This is a genomic window from Bradyrhizobium diazoefficiens (assembly GCF_016616235.1).
GTDB lineage: Bacteria > Pseudomonadota > Alphaproteobacteria > Rhizobiales > Xanthobacteraceae > Bradyrhizobium > Bradyrhizobium diazoefficiens_H.
This window is the reverse complement of sequence record NZ_CP067100.1, coordinates 3,217,326-3,230,553: the sequence shown is the minus strand read 5'-3', so window position 1 is coordinate 3,230,553 and position 13,228 is coordinate 3,217,326. Positions and strand designations below refer to the sequence as shown.

Genomic DNA, 13,228 nt, shown 5'->3' with positions numbered 1-13,228 from the left:
TGCGGGGGTATCTTGCCTCAATCCAGCGTGCGGCGGAAGCGCGTCACGGCGATGGTCATGGCGAGGAGCATCAGGGCCACCAGCGCCAGCGTGTCGAAGCGCAGATTCTGCATGGTCGCACCCTTCAGCATGATGGCGCGGACGATGCGCAGATAGTGCGTCAACGGCAGGCATTCGCCGACATACTGCGCCCACGCCGGCATCCCCGCGAAGGGGAACATGAAGCCGGACAGAAGAATGCTCGGCAGGAAAAACATCAACGACATCTGCATGGCCTGGAGCTGGTTCTGCACCACCGTCGAGATCGTGTAGCCGATCGACAGGTTGGTGGTGATGAACAGGGTCGAGAGCAGCGCCAGCAGGAAGAGATTGCCGAGGATGGGCACGCCGAACAGAACCACGCCGATGCCGATGATCAGAAACGCCTGGACGAAGCCGACCAGCACATAGGGGATGATCTTGCCGAACATCACCTCGACCGGCTTGATCGGCATCGACAACAGGGCCTCCATGGTGCCGCGCTCGACCTCGCGCGTGACCGAGAGCGCGGTGAAGATCAGCATGGTCATGGTGAGGATGGTGCCGACGAGGCCCGGCACGATGTTAAGGCTGGAGTTCGCGGCCGGGTTGTAGCGGGCATGGGCGCGGATCTCGAACGGCATCTCCGGGGGATTGCCGATATAGAGGTCGTGGGCGAGCGCGGTCTGCACCACCATACCGAGCGAACCGAGCGCGGCGCTCGCCGCAATCGGGTCGGTGGCGTCGGCCGCGACCAGCAGTGCCGGCCTGTCGCCGCGCCGCACCGCGCGCTCGAAGCCGCGCGGGATCTCGACGCCAAATAGCACCTTGCCGGATTTCAGCAGATTGTCGAAATCGTCGACGTCGTGCACCTCGTAGAGAAAGCGGAAATAGGCGGTGTTCTCCAGCGCCTTCAGGATCGAGCGGGCGAGATCGGAATCCTCCTGGAGCAACACCGCGCTCGGCAGATTGTGCGGCGTGGTATTGATGGCGTATCCGAACAAGAGGAGCTGCATCACCGGCAGCATCACGATCATCGCGAACGACACGCGGTCGCGCCGGAGCTGGATAAACTCCTTGACCAGCATCGCATAGGACCGCTTCAAGAAGCCGAAGCGTTCGCGGATTTCGCGCATTGGGGCGGGTTGGTCGACGGCGCTCATTGGAAATTGTCCTTATTGGAAATTGTCCTTGGAGCGGCTCATCAGCTCGATGAAGGCGTCTTCGAGCGAAGGCGAGGACTTGTGCCAGTGCAGCCCGCTCTTCTCGCGCCACGGCGCGATGCTGGCCTCGAGCGCGGCGACGTCGCGCCCGGACACGTGCAGCGAGGTCCCGAACGGCGCCACCATATCGACCCCGGGCCTGCCGGTGAGCTCGGCCGTGAGGCCGTTCAGGTCTTCGCCCGTGACGGTGTAGGTCGAGAGCGCGGATCCCGCGATCACCTCCTCGACGGTGCCATGCGCCAGCAAATGGCCGTAGGCGATATAGGCGATCTCATGACAGCGCTCGGCCTCGTCCATGTAATGGGTCGAGACCAGCACCGTGAGCCCTTCGGCCGCGAGCGCATGGATCTCGTTCCAGAAGTCGCGCCGCGCCTTGGGATCGACGCCGGCGGTCGGCTCGTCGAGCAGCAGCAGTTTTGGATTCGGCAGCGTGCAGGCACCCAGCGCCAGCCGCTGCTTCCAGCCGCCGGAGAGCTCGCCCGCGAGCTGCTCCTCGCGGCCTGACAGCCCGAGGCGCTTGATCATGTCGCGCGCGGCGCCGCGCGCATCGGCGAGGCCATAGAGCCGCGCGACGAATTCCAGGTTCTCGCGCACGGAGAGATCCTGATACAGGCTGAAGCGCTGGGTCATGTAGCCGACCTGGCGCTTGATCTTCTCGGCATCGCGCCGGATGTCGTAGCCGAGGCAGGTGCCCTCGCCGCTGTCGGGCGTCAGCAGGCCGCAGAGGATGCGGATCGTCGTGGTCTTGCCCGAGCCGTTCGGCCCGAGGAAGCCGTAGATCGAGCCGCGCTTCACCTGCATTGACAGGTCGTGCACGACCTCGCGCCCGCCGAACGATTTCGTCAGGCCCTTGACGTCGATCGCGATGTCATTGCGGCCGTTCATCGCTTGTCCGCCACCGGCGTCTTGGGATTGAGGTAGACGTTGATCGGCTGGCCGACACGCAGGGCGTCGGGGCGCGAGGGGCGAGCCTGGATCAGATAGACCAGCTTGTTGCGCTCATCGAGGCTGTAGATCACCGGCGGGGTGTATTCGGCGGAGGTCGCGATGAAATAGATCTTTGCACTGAGATCGGCGGCGCAATTGTCGCAGGCGACGCGGACCTCGTCACCGATCGACAGCTTCGGCAGCTCGGTTTCCGGCACGAAGAAGCGCAGCTTCATGTTGCCGGGCGGCATAATCGAGAGCACCGGCCGCTGCGCCGCCACCATCTCGCCTTCGCGGAAATAGATCTGCTGGATGGTGCCGGCCACCGGCGCAAAGCCCTTGCGCCGCGCCATCCGCGTCTCCGACGTCGCCACCCGTGCTTCGGCAACGCGCAAGGCCGATACCGCGGAGTCGAGATTGGCCTGCGTGCCCGATCCGGTCTTGCTCAGCGAGGCCGCGCGATCATAGGTCTGCTGCGCGTTCGCCAGCGTCGCCTTGTTCTGGTTGAGATCGGCAAGCTGGAGGTCGTCATCGACGGAATAAAGGTGATCGCCGACCTTGACCTCGTCGCCCTCGCGAACGTTGAGCTTCGTTACCCGGCCCGCTTCATCAGGACTGACGAAGATCATGTCGGCCTCGACCCAACCCTGGAAGCCGGGATCGCGCTTCTCGTTGCAGCCGGCGAGGCCGGTTGCGAGCACGAGGGCCGATGCAAATGCAGAAAATACCCGTGACGACCTCATGTCGTCCTCCGTTCGCCAAAAATCAAATCGAGATGGACGCGCAGCATGTCGCGCGCATCGAGCGGCGCGTACCGCTCAAACAGGCTGTGCCAGATCACCGCGATCATTGCGGGCGCGACCAGGATTTGCGGATAGCTCGCAAGATCCTTCTGCCGGATCTCGCCGCGGGCGATGCCGAGCTCGATCAGCGTTCGCATCGTGGCGATTCCGCGCGAGACGACCTCGCGGTAATAGAAGTCGGCGATGGAGGGAAAGCGCGGCCCCTCCGCCACGATCAGGCGCACCAGATCGCCACGCCGCGTGCCGATGACTTCCTTGATGAAGTTGCCGGCGAAAGCCTCGACGAGATCGCGCACCGAGCCCGTCGGCGGCGGCAGCGCAGTTAGCCGCGCCACCACGGGCACGATGACGATGCGCACCAGCTCCTCGAACATCGATTCCTTGTCCTTGAAGTGCAGGTAGATCGTGCCCTTCGCGACACCGGCGCGCTTCGCAATGTCGTCGAGCCGCGTCGCAGCAAAGCCGCGCGCGATGAATTCCTCCATCGCGGCCTCCACGATCGCGGCGCGCCGTTCCGCCGCGCGGGCGGCACGGTTCGAAGCAGGTGCCTCCTCACTGGCTGCAGGACCCTTCGCGTTAGCGCGAGCTGTGGGCGGCGTGGCGGATTTGGTCGGTCTGTCGATCATCCCCTATAATGACTGACTAGTCAGTCATTATCAAGTCAGCAGTGCCCTCCTATAGGCAGACGAATTAGTATTGACTAATGCATTAGCCGCCGCTAATTTGATCGCATGATCGAAGCCGCCCCCAATCCCGTCACCGCCGTGATGCGCGCCCTCGCCGATCCGACCCGCCGCGCCGTTTTCGAACGCGTGTTCGAGAGCAAGGAGATCAGCGTCGCCGAGCTCACCCGCGGCAGCGGCGTCACCCAAGGCGCCGTCTCGCAGCACCTGAAATCCCTCAAGCAGGCCGGCCTCGTCGCCGAGCGCGCCGAGGGCCGCAACGTCTATTACCGCGCCGCGCCGCAAGGCCTGGAGCCGCTGGTCACCTGGATGGACCATTACGGCGTGTTCTGGCGCGAGCGCTTCCAGAACCTGCGTGACCTCTTGAAGGAGATCGAGCCATGAGTGCCGCCGAGTTGAACGCCGAGACCCAAGGAACCATCCGGGACATCGTCATCGACGAGGTGCTCCCTCACGCGCCGGAGACGGTCTGGAAGGTGCTGACCAATGCGCAGCTGATTGCGCGCTGGCTGATGCAGCCGACCGGCTTCGAAGCGGTCGAAGGCAAGGCCTTCACGTTCCAGACCACGCCGGGCGGCAATTGGGATGGCGTCATTCATTGCCGGGTTCTCGAGGTCGTCGCTTACAGACGCCTCGTCTACGCCTGGAAGGGCGGCGACGAGCGCAACACCGGCTACGGCGCGCCGCTCGACACGGTCGTGACGTGGTCGCTCACTCCGGTCGAAGCGGGCACGCGGATCCGCCTCGTGCATGCGGGCTTCGTCATGCCCAGAAATGAGTCCGCCTACACTGTCATGAGCGGCGGCTGGAAGAAGGTCGTTCGCCAACTCGACGAAATCAGCGGCGAGAAGTGAGGAGTTACCGCCATGACCAAGCCTTTTACCGGCGGCTGCGCCTGCGGCGCGATCCGCTATTCGATTCTCGGCGAGCCGCTGTTCAGCAATCACTGCCAGTGCCGGGACTGCCAGCGTGAAAGCGGCAGCGGCCACGGCTCCTACATGACCTTCGCGCGCGACGGCGTCACGCTGACGGGCGAAGCCAGGCACTGGGACATGGTCGGTGACAGCGGCAATGTGAAGACGCGCGGCTTCTGCGCGACATGCGGCTTGCCTGTTTACATGACCTACCCAGCACAGCCCGATGTCGTCACCATCCGCGCCGCAAGCCTCGACGAGCCCGCCCGCTACAAGCCGCAGGCGGTCACCTACGCCGCTCGCGGACACGACTGGGATCGCCTCGATCCCGACCTGCCGAAGTTCGCAGGCATGCCGCCGGGGTAGTGATGGTCGTTACCGCACAAATGGTGCGCTCCCTCCCCCGCTTGCGGGGGAGGGCTGGGGAGAGGGTGTCTCCACAACGGGAAAATCCCCAAGGGCGAGAGCCCTCACCCGGCGCTGCGCGCCGACCTCTCCCGCAAGCGGGAGAGGTGAATACAACTGGCACCTGCCTCAACTATGAAACTTCAATCCATCGACGATCTTGTCGATCACCTTGCGCTCGGCGCGCATGGCGATGCCGACCAGATTGAGGTCGGTGCGCGCCACCGCCCTCACCGCCTCCCGGTTGGCGGCATCGTGCGTGGTCGCGAACATGTCCTCGGTATAGACCGCCGGCTTGACGCCGCGCGTCAGCGCACGATCGAGCGCGCGCGACAGCGCCGGACCGTCGGCGCCGTAGATCAGGATCGGCTGGCCGATCAACGGGTGATATTTCGTGCCCGAGGCATCCTCATAGGGCTCGCCGATGCATTCGGGAAACGCCGCGGCGATGCCGCTGGTGAGAAAGGACGCAACGTTGAGCTTCTGCCAGGCCTGAAGATCGGTGCGGATCACAACGGCGATCTTGGTATCGAACTGCATGAATATCCTCGAACTGTCATTCCGGTCGCGATGCTACCCATCGCCCCGGAACGACAGCAAGAGGAATTCAGCGCTCCTGGAATCAGCCCTTGTGGGATCAGCCTTTGGCGTCGCAGGCCCAGGCGCGGATCACGCATTCCTTGCCGCCGTATTTGTAGCATTCGCGCGTGGCGGCGTTGAGCGAAGCGGAAATCTTCGGCTTGACGGCATAGCCATAGGCGCCGCAGGGGTGGCGAGATCGACCGACATCGCGGCACAGGCGCGCTTCATCGTCACCGTCGTGCATTCGCCCTTGCACTGCTTCTGCGCCGCGGCGCGCGCCTCGTGCTCGGCACCATAGTCAAATGCCTGGCCATAGGCGCCGCACTTGCCGACCGCAAACGCGCCGGCGGCATGCGCATCCGTGATGTGGCGAGCGCCCGTGACACACACCGACAGCGCAAAGCAAAACATCGCGCAACGGCGCGCGACGACATTCGAAGCCATGGAAAACCCCTCCCCCCAAGGCAGGTGGAGGCGACTCTAAGCGGCGGTCGTTTCCACTTGGTGAACGAGTGATTGTAATCAGATGATCGGGAGGTGCCGTAGGGTGGGCAAAGCGAAGCGCGCCCACCAATTGCGACCACGGTGTGGACAGATGGTGGGCACGGCGCTTCGCGCCTTTGTCCACCCTACGACACTACTCGCGCCGCGCCGCTTCCAGCGCCTGCGGCGTGTCGATGTCGAGGAAGGCGCTCTCGCCGTCGACGGGCACCTCGGCGACCGCCTCGGTGTGCTTGGCGATCAGATGACGCGCGCCGATATCGCCGTCGAGGGTCATCAGCTCCTTGAAGAAGCGGCGCGACCACAGCACGGGATTGCCGCGGCGGCCCTCGCTGACGGGCACGACAATGAGGTTGCCGCGGTCCGGCGCAAAGCCGTCGATGAGGCGATCGAGCAGGCCGGCATCGATCAGCGGCATGTCGCCGAGGCAGACCACGGCGCCGTCGCAAGCCTCAGGCACGGCCGCGATGCCGGCCTTGACCGAGCTTGCGATGCCACCAGCGAAATCGGGATTCTTGACAAAGCGCACCTTGAGACCCTGCAGCGCCTGCTCGACCAGCTCGGTCTGGTGGCCGGTGACGACGATCACCTCGGACGCTTTGGAGGCCAGCGCCTGCTCGACCGCGATCCGCACCAGCTCCTTGCCGTCGAGCTCGGCGAGCAGCTTGTTCGGGCCGCCCATGCGTGTCGAACGTCCCGCCGCGAGCACGATTGCCGCGACCTGGCTGTTGCCCTCGATCTCCGGCTTGGCGCGTGGCTGCGGCCGCGTCACGATCTCCATCAGGAGGCCGCCGACGCCCATGCCCATCAGCTCGGACCGCGTCACCTTGATGCCGGCAAGCAGCCGCATCAGCACCCAGTCGAAGCCGTTCTCGACCGGCGAGCGGGCGCAGCCCGGCGCGCCCAGCACCGGCACGCCGCCGGCGCGCGCGATCAGCAAGAGATTGCCGGGATCGACCGGCATGCCGAAATGCTCGATCTCGCCGCCGATGCTGGTGACGGCCGCCGGGATCACGTCGCGGCGGTCGGCAATCGCGGACGCGCCGAAGACGATGACGAGCTCGGCCCCCAAGCCAAGCAATTCCTTGATCGCGGCTGACAGCGCGCGCTCGTCGTGCGGGACGCGCCGTTCGGCGATGATGCTGGCGCCGGCCGGCGCGAGCCGCTCGGCGGTGACGCGCAGCGTCTTGTCCACCACCTTCGAAGAGAGCCCCGGCAGCAGCGTCGAGACCACGCCGACGCGCTTGATGACGTAAGGCGCGACCTTCAGCACGTCCTTGCCAGCGGCCTTCACCGCGGCATCGCGCAGGGCCGCTTCGACGCCGAACGGGATGATCTTGACGGTGCCGACCATCTCGCCTTCGACCACCGGCTTGTAGGCGGTGAGCGTCGCAAAGGTGATGGCTTCGTCGATGTTGTTGATACGGTCGACCGCGGCGCGGTCGATCACCAGCACACCCGGGCGCGCGGCGAACAAATTGGCGCGGCCGGTGAAGGCGCGCTCGACATGAATGCCCTCGCCGCCGACCGCAAGCGCGATGCTGGCGGCCGCAACGTCCTCGGAGACGTCCCCCTCCTCCATTCGCACCACGGCGATATCCTCGATGCCGGCGCGCTCCAGCGCCTCGACCTCGGCGAGGCCGATCGTCGTGCCCTTCTTCAGCACCAGCGGCCCCTGGCGCAGGGTGTGGACGGTCACCCCGCCGATCGCGTCCCTGGGGCTCGCCGGTCCGAACTTCATGCCGCTTCTTCTTTTTCTTTTGGAGGCAGCCGAAGCACCGCCGTGATCTCGGCCATGATCGCGACCGCGATCTCGGACGGCGAGACCGCGCCGATCGGAAGCCCAATCGGCGCGTGGATGCGCGCGATGTCGCTCTCCTTTGCACCCTGGGCGCGGAGCCGGTCGCCGCGTTTGGCATGCGTCTTCCGCGAGCCGAGGGCGCCAATGTAGAAACAGCCACGCTCGAAAGCGTGCAGCAGCGCGGGATCGTCGATCTTGGGATCGTGCGTCACCGCAACGAAGGCGGTGTAGGCATCGACATTGAGCGGCGGCAGCGCGGTATCGGGCCATTCGGCGACCAGCGGAATGTCGGGGAAGCGTTCGGGGCTCGCGAAGGCCGTGCGGGGATCTACCACGGTGACGTCATAGCCGAGCGAGCGCGCCAGCGGCGCCAGGGCCTGGCTGATATGGACCGCGCCGATGATGACGAGCTTTGCGGTCGGCGCATAGACGTTGAGGAACAGCTTCTTGCCGCCGATATCGACATTGGCGCTCTTGCCCATGCGAAGCTGCTTCTCCAGCTCGGCACGCAGCGGATCCCCGCCGAAATCCGCTGACTTCACCAGGCGCTGTTCGCCGCTCTCGGTGTCCGTCACCAGAATGACCGGCCGGCGCGCGGCGCGCTCGGCGTTGAGTTCGTGCAAAATTGCGAGCTTCACGGCTAGCCGACCTTCTCGACGAAGACGCGGATGGTGCCGCCGCAGGACAGTCCGACATTCCAGGCGGTCTCGTCGGCGACGCCGAACTCCAGCATTTTGGGCTTGCCGCTCTCGATCACATCCATGGCCTCGGTGACCACGGCGCCCTCGACGCAGCCGCCGGAGACCGAGCCCAGGAACGTGCCCTCGTCATTGATGACCAGGCTCGAGCCCGCCGGACGCGGCGCCGAGCCCCAGGTCTCCACCACCGTCGCCAGCGCGACGCCACGGCCGGCCTTCTGCCAGTCCTCCGCCGCCTTCAGGATGTCCTCGTCGCGATCGAGCATGGCTTAACCTCTCAAGCTGCGGAACGGATCAGGCTGCGGTGATGCGGCGGCAGCGGCCGGGAGAGCGTGGTGATCAGCTCCTGGATCGAGCTCAAATTATGCACGGGCCGGAATTCGTCAACGTGCGGGAGCATCATTTTGATGCCCTGGGCCTTGGCCTCGAAGCAGCCGAACCGCAGCAGCGGGTTGAGCCAGATCAGCCGCCGGCACGACCGGTGCAGCCGGTCCATCTCGAAGGCAAGCTTGGAATCGGCTTCCCGCTCCAGCCCGTCGGAGATCAAGAGCACGATGGCGCCCTGGCTCAGCACGCGCCGGGCCCACAATTTGTTGAAGTTGTGCAGCGAGGCCGAGATCCTTGTGCCACCAGCCCAGTCCTCGACCGAGGCCGAGCAACTCGCCAGCGCCTCGTCCGGATCGCGCTGGCGCAGCGCGCGTGTGACATTGGTGAGACGAGTGCCGAACAGAAACACCGAGACGCGCTTGCGCGCGTCGCCGATGGCATGGAGGAAATGCAGGAACAGGCGGGTGTATTCGTTCATCGAGCCCGAGATATCGAGCAGCGCGACGATCGGCGCCGGCTTCTCGATGCGACCGAGGCGGTGGATGTCGATGATTTCGCCGCCGGTGCGCAAGGATGCGCGCAGCGTGCGGCGCAGGTCGAGGCGAAGCCCGTGCGGGTCGGGCCGGTGCCGGCGCGTCAAGAGCTCGGCCTGTGGCAGGTGCATCCGGTCGATGGCACGCAGCGCTTCGCTGATCTCCGCCGCGCTCATCTGCGCAAAGTCCTTCTTCTGCAGGATCTCCTTGTCGGAGACCGCCAGGCGCAAATCCTGCTCCTGGTGCTGCGGCGTCTCGGTCATGCGCGGCTGCGACATCGCCTCCTGCACGCGGCGCGCGCCGGCCTGCGGCGTCTTCCTGGCCTGCTCCGGCAGCGGCACCGAATCCAGCATGTGCTTCCATTCTTCCGAGGCGCGGAAGAACAGGTTGAAGGCCTGCTTGAAGATCAGCGCATGCTCGTGGCGCTTGACGAAGATCGCTTCCAGCGTGGCGAAGACGTCGGCGCGGTTGCCGATGTCGATTACTTGCAGCGCGCTCATGGCATCGATCACCGCCCCCGGCCCGACCGGCATTCCGGCAGCGCGCAGCGCGCGAGCAAAGCCGACGATGTTGTCGGCGAATTGCTCGGTTTGCTCGGGCGCCAGGTGGTTGATGGCCATGGTCTCGTATCCATCCCCTCGTCATTCCGGGGCGCGCCCCTTGGCGCGAGCCCGGAATCCACTCATCCACCAACTCTGCGGCCCGACGGATTCCGGGTTCGCGCTGACGCGCGCCCCGGCATGACGAGCTGGTTGTGACGCACGCGCGTCAATCCTCGCTCGTCGCGTCCTTCAGCACCTTCTGCAGGGTGTCGCCCTGCATCCGGGTGATGTCGTCCTGGTACTTGAGCAGCGCGCCCAGCGTGTCGCCGACCACTTGCGGGGTCAGCGAGCGGGCGTCGAGCTCGGACAAGGCGGTGGCCCAGTCGATGGTCTCGGCGACGCCCGGCGATTTGTAAAAATCCTGGTCGCGCAACGCCTGCACGAAGCGCACGACCTGCTGCGACAGTTTTGCCGAGATGCCGGGCACGCGCGTCTTGACGATCGCGAGCTCACGCTCGGCGGCGGGATAATCGACCCAGTGATAGAGACAACGCCGCTTCAGCGCGTCGTGAATCTCGCGGGTGCGGTTGGAGGTGATGATGACGATCGGCGGGTGCGGGGCCTTCACCGTGCCGAATTCCGGGATCGTCACCTGGAAGTCGCTGAGGATTTCGAGGAGATACGCCTCGAACGCCTCGTCGGCGCGGTCAAGCTCGTCGATCAGCAGCACCGGCGGGCCGGCGACGTCGGGCTCCAGCGCCTGCAGCAGCGGCCGCTTGATCATGTAACGGTCGGCGAAGATGTCGCTGGACAGCTGTTCGCGATCGGTATCGCCCGCGGCTTCCGCCATCCGGATCGCGATCATCTGTGCCGCGCTGTTCCACTCATAGACCGCGGAGGAGACGTCGAGGCCTTCATAGCACTGCAGGCGGATCAGCTTCCGGCCCAGCGCTGCCGAGAGCACCTTTGCGATCTCGGTCTTGCCGACGCCGGCCTCGCCTTCCAGGAACAGCGGCCGGCCCATGCGCAGCGACAGATAGGTCACCGTGGCCAGCGACCGCTCGGCCAGGTAGCCGCGCGACGTCAAGAGTTCGAGCATCGCATCGACCGATGCCGGCAGGGTCGCTGAGGTCATGAAAAAGCCAGTCTCGCTACGCCCTCACCGGGACAAGTTTGGCCGAGGCGTGAGGTTCACTCACGCCTTGGCGTTGGCGGCATCGAGCGCGCGCCGCGTCAGCACCCCGATGAGATGCGCGCGGTATTCGGCGCTGCCATGGATGTCGCTGTTGAGGCCGTCCGCCGGCACCTCGATGCCCTCAATCGCCTTCGAGGCGAAGCGCTTCTTCAGGGCTTCCTCGAACGCGGTGACGCGGAACACGCCTTCCGAGCCGGCGCCGGTAACGGCGACGCGCACGTCCGACGGACGCCGCGCCACGAACACGCCGACCAGCGCGTAACGCGAAGCCTGGTTGCGGAACTTGATGTAGGCCGCCTTCTTCGGCAGCGGGAACATCACCTTGGTGATGATCTCATCGGCTTCCAGCGCGGTCGAGAACAGGCCCTGGAAATACTCCTCCGCCTTGAGGCGGCGCTTGTTGGTGACGATGGTCGCGCCCAGCGCGAGCACCGCGGCGGGGTAGTCCGCGGTCGGATCGTTGTTGGCGAGCGAGCCGCCGATCGTGCCCCGGTGGCGCACGGCGGGATCGCCGATCTGGCCCGCAAGATCGGCCAGCGCCGGAATGGCTTCACCGACGATGGCGGAGCTCGCGACCTCGGCATGCTTGGCGGTGGCGCCGATCACCAGCGCGCGGCCCTTCATCTCGATCGTGTTGAGCCCCTCGATGTGGGAGAGGTCGACCAGATGCGGCGGGCTGGCGAGACGCTGCTTCATGACGGGAATCAGCGTGTGACCGCCGGCGATGATCTTGGCGTCTTCGTTCTTCACCAGGAGGTTGGCGGCCTGCCGCACGGTCCCGGGGCGGTGATATTTGAATTCGTACATCTGAATGTCCTGATCGCGGAGTGCGCGGGTTAGGCGAGATCGGATTTCGCCATCGCCTTGGCGCCGGCGGAGATCGAGGCGACGATGTTCTGGTAACCGGTGCAGCGGCACAGATTGCCTTCCAGCTCCTCGCGGATGGTGTGGTCGTCGAGCTCGTGACCCTTGCGATGGACGATGTCGATCGCGGTCATGATCATGCCAGGCGTGCAGAAGCCGCACTGCAGGCCGTGGTGCTCGCGAAAGGCCTCCTGCATCGGATGCAGCGGCGCGCCGTCGGCGGCCAGCCCCTCGATCGTCTTGACCTCGTGCCCGTCAGCCATCACGGCGAGCGTGGTGCAGGACTTCACGGCCTTGCCGTCGAGATGCACGACGCAGGCGCCGCACTGCGAGGTATCGCAGCCGACATGGGTGCCGGTCAGGCGCAGATTCTCGCGCAGGAACTGCACCAGGAGGGTGCGGGGATCGACATTGGCCGTAACAGGATTGCCGTTCACGATGAGGGAGATTTTTGCCATAAGCACTCTCTATCAGCGCCCCGACGGGTCCCGTCGAAGCGGTTCTTATAATTATTCCGACCCATCATATGGGCCATTATGTCCGGGGGCAACATCGCCCCGGGCGCAACGGGCCATGACGAAAAGCACTATGCTCAAGGCATTTGGGCGATCAGCCCTGTACCGCCTTGGCAAAATTCGCGAAAAATTCGTCGGCCAGCTTCTTGGCGGTGCCGTTGATCAGGCGCTGGCCGAGCTGCGCCAACTTGCCGCCGATCTGCGCCTCGACGTCGTAGGAGAGCAGCGTGCCGCCGTCCTTCTCCGCGAGCTTGACCACCGCGCCGCCCTTGGCGAATCCGGCCACCCCGCCCTCGCCTTCACCGGAGATCTTGTAGCCGTTCGGCGGGTCGAGATCGCTCAGTGTCACCTTGCCCTTGAATCGTGCCGAGACGGGGCCGACCTTCATTTTCGCTGTCGCGCGAAAGCCGCCATCGTCGGTCTTCTCCAGTTCCTCGCAGCCGGGGATGCAGGCCTTCAGCACCTCGGGATCGTTGAGCTTGGCCCACACGGCCTCGCGCGGCGCCGCAAGCTGGACTTCGCCGTTCATCGTCATGGCCATGGGGCGCCTCCCGCGATCTTGTCACTATAATGCTGCTCAAGTAACGCACGCAGGCCGCAAAGGAAAGGGTGGCACCCGATCACGTGCAATGCATATTCGCAACTGCAAAAAAGCTTGCGTTGGGATTGGCAGAGCCGGCGCGTGGTGATTAGGTCC

16 protein-coding genes and 1 pseudogene are annotated in these 13,228 nt (G+C 65.4%); 3 read left to right on the top strand and 14 right to left on the bottom strand.

Annotated elements, in window-relative coordinates; all coding sequences use genetic code 11:
- Positions 1-17 precede the first annotated feature (17 nt).
- From JJB99_RS15245 to JJB99_RS15230, 4 genes are read right to left on the bottom strand one after another with little or no spacing between them, the layout of a single operon-like run.
- Positions 18-1,181 carry an ABC transporter permease gene (locus tag JJB99_RS15245; RefSeq protein WP_200499518.1) on the bottom strand — a complete coding sequence of 388 codons (1,164 nt, stop codon included), beginning with the start codon at positions 1,179-1,181 and terminating at the stop codon, positions 18-20.
- Positions 1,182-1,193: 12 nt separating this feature from the next.
- Entirely contained in the window at positions 1,194-2,126 is a 933-nt protein-coding gene (locus JJB99_RS15240; RefSeq protein ID WP_200499517.1) for an ABC transporter ATP-binding protein, read from the bottom strand.
- The gene (locus tag JJB99_RS15235) at positions 2,123-2,911 is read right to left on the bottom strand and encodes an HlyD family secretion protein (RefSeq protein ID WP_200499516.1); all 789 of its coding nucleotides are present in this window, start codon (positions 2,909-2,911) and stop codon (positions 2,123-2,125) included. The genes JJB99_RS15240 and JJB99_RS15235 overlap by 4 nt, the downstream gene beginning before the upstream one ends.
- On the bottom strand, positions 2,908-3,597 hold the full coding sequence (locus tag JJB99_RS15230; protein WP_200499515.1) for a TetR/AcrR family transcriptional regulator: 690 nt from the start codon (positions 3,595-3,597) through the stop codon (positions 2,908-2,910). Before JJB99_RS15230 ends, JJB99_RS15235 begins: the two co-directional genes overlap by 4 nt.
- 105 nt (positions 3,598-3,702) lie before the next feature.
- On the opposite strand from JJB99_RS15230, the gene JJB99_RS15225 reads away from it, so the two are divergent.
- Genes JJB99_RS15225 through JJB99_RS15215 form a run of 3 tightly spaced genes read left to right on the top strand, consistent with a single transcriptional unit; the run spans position 3,703 to position 4,934 of the window.
- The gene (locus JJB99_RS15225) at positions 3,703-4,038 is read left to right on the top strand and encodes an ArsR/SmtB family transcription factor (RefSeq protein WP_200499514.1); all 336 of its coding nucleotides are present in this window, start codon (positions 3,703-3,705) and stop codon (positions 4,036-4,038) included.
- A complete protein-coding gene (locus JJB99_RS15220; protein ID WP_200499513.1) occupies positions 4,035-4,508 on the top strand; it encodes an SRPBCC family protein in 474 nt (157 codons plus the stop codon). Before JJB99_RS15225 ends, JJB99_RS15220 begins: the two co-directional genes overlap by 4 nt.
- A gap of 12 nt (positions 4,509-4,520) precedes the next feature.
- Entirely contained in the window at positions 4,521-4,934 is a 414-nt protein-coding gene (locus JJB99_RS15215; protein WP_200499512.1) for a GFA family protein, read from the top strand.
- 168 nt (positions 4,935-5,102) lie between these two features.
- Here JJB99_RS15215 and JJB99_RS15210 read toward each other — a convergent pair whose 3' ends face one another.
- The 10 genes and pseudogenes from JJB99_RS15210 to JJB99_RS15165 all read right to left on the bottom strand — a co-directional run bounded on the left by JJB99_RS15210 (position 5,103) and on the right by JJB99_RS15165 (position 13,072).
- Positions 5,103-5,513: a DUF2000 family protein gene (locus JJB99_RS15210; RefSeq protein ID WP_200499511.1), complete on the bottom strand. Its 411-nt coding sequence runs from the start codon at positions 5,511-5,513 to the stop codon at positions 5,103-5,105.
- A 97-nt stretch (positions 5,514-5,610) separates the two neighbouring features.
- Positions 5,611-5,999: pseudogene (locus JJB99_RS15205) on the bottom strand (DUF4189 domain-containing protein).
- Positions 6,000-6,192: 193 nt separating this feature from the next.
- Positions 6,193-7,797 carry an NTP transferase domain-containing protein gene (locus tag JJB99_RS15200; RefSeq protein WP_200499510.1) on the bottom strand — a complete coding sequence of 535 codons (1,605 nt, stop codon included), beginning with the start codon at positions 7,795-7,797 and terminating at the stop codon, positions 6,193-6,195.
- Positions 7,794-8,495, bottom strand: a complete 702-nt coding sequence (locus tag JJB99_RS15195; protein ID WP_200499509.1) for an XdhC family protein — start codon at positions 8,493-8,495, stop codon at positions 7,794-7,796. The genes JJB99_RS15200 and JJB99_RS15195 overlap by 4 nt, the downstream gene beginning before the upstream one ends.
- A gap of 2 nt (positions 8,496-8,497) precedes the next feature.
- Positions 8,498-8,821, bottom strand: a complete 324-nt coding sequence (locus JJB99_RS15190) for an XdhC family protein (protein WP_008564652.1) — start codon at positions 8,819-8,821, stop codon at positions 8,498-8,500.
- Positions 8,822-8,832: 11 nt separating this feature from the next.
- On the bottom strand, positions 8,833-10,035 hold the full coding sequence (locus JJB99_RS15185; protein WP_200499508.1) for a vWA domain-containing protein: 1,203 nt from the start codon (positions 10,033-10,035) through the stop codon (positions 8,833-8,835).
- A 148-nt stretch (positions 10,036-10,183) separates the two neighbouring features.
- Positions 10,184-11,092 (bottom strand): AAA family ATPase, encoded by a 909-nt coding sequence (locus JJB99_RS15180; protein ID WP_200499507.1) that lies wholly within the window; start codon positions 11,090-11,092, stop codon positions 10,184-10,186.
- Between the two features lie 60 nt (positions 11,093-11,152).
- Positions 11,153-11,959 (bottom strand): FAD binding domain-containing protein, encoded by an 807-nt coding sequence (locus JJB99_RS15175; RefSeq protein WP_200499506.1) that lies wholly within the window; start codon positions 11,957-11,959, stop codon positions 11,153-11,155.
- A 29-nt stretch (positions 11,960-11,988) separates the two neighbouring features.
- Positions 11,989-12,474: a (2Fe-2S)-binding protein gene (locus tag JJB99_RS15170; RefSeq protein WP_014494194.1), complete on the bottom strand. Its 486-nt coding sequence runs from the start codon at positions 12,472-12,474 to the stop codon at positions 11,989-11,991.
- A 151-nt stretch (positions 12,475-12,625) separates the two neighbouring features.
- Entirely contained in the window at positions 12,626-13,072 is a 447-nt protein-coding gene (locus tag JJB99_RS15165) for an SRPBCC family protein (protein ID WP_024340831.1), read from the bottom strand.
- Between the last annotated feature and the right edge of the window lie 156 nt (positions 13,073-13,228).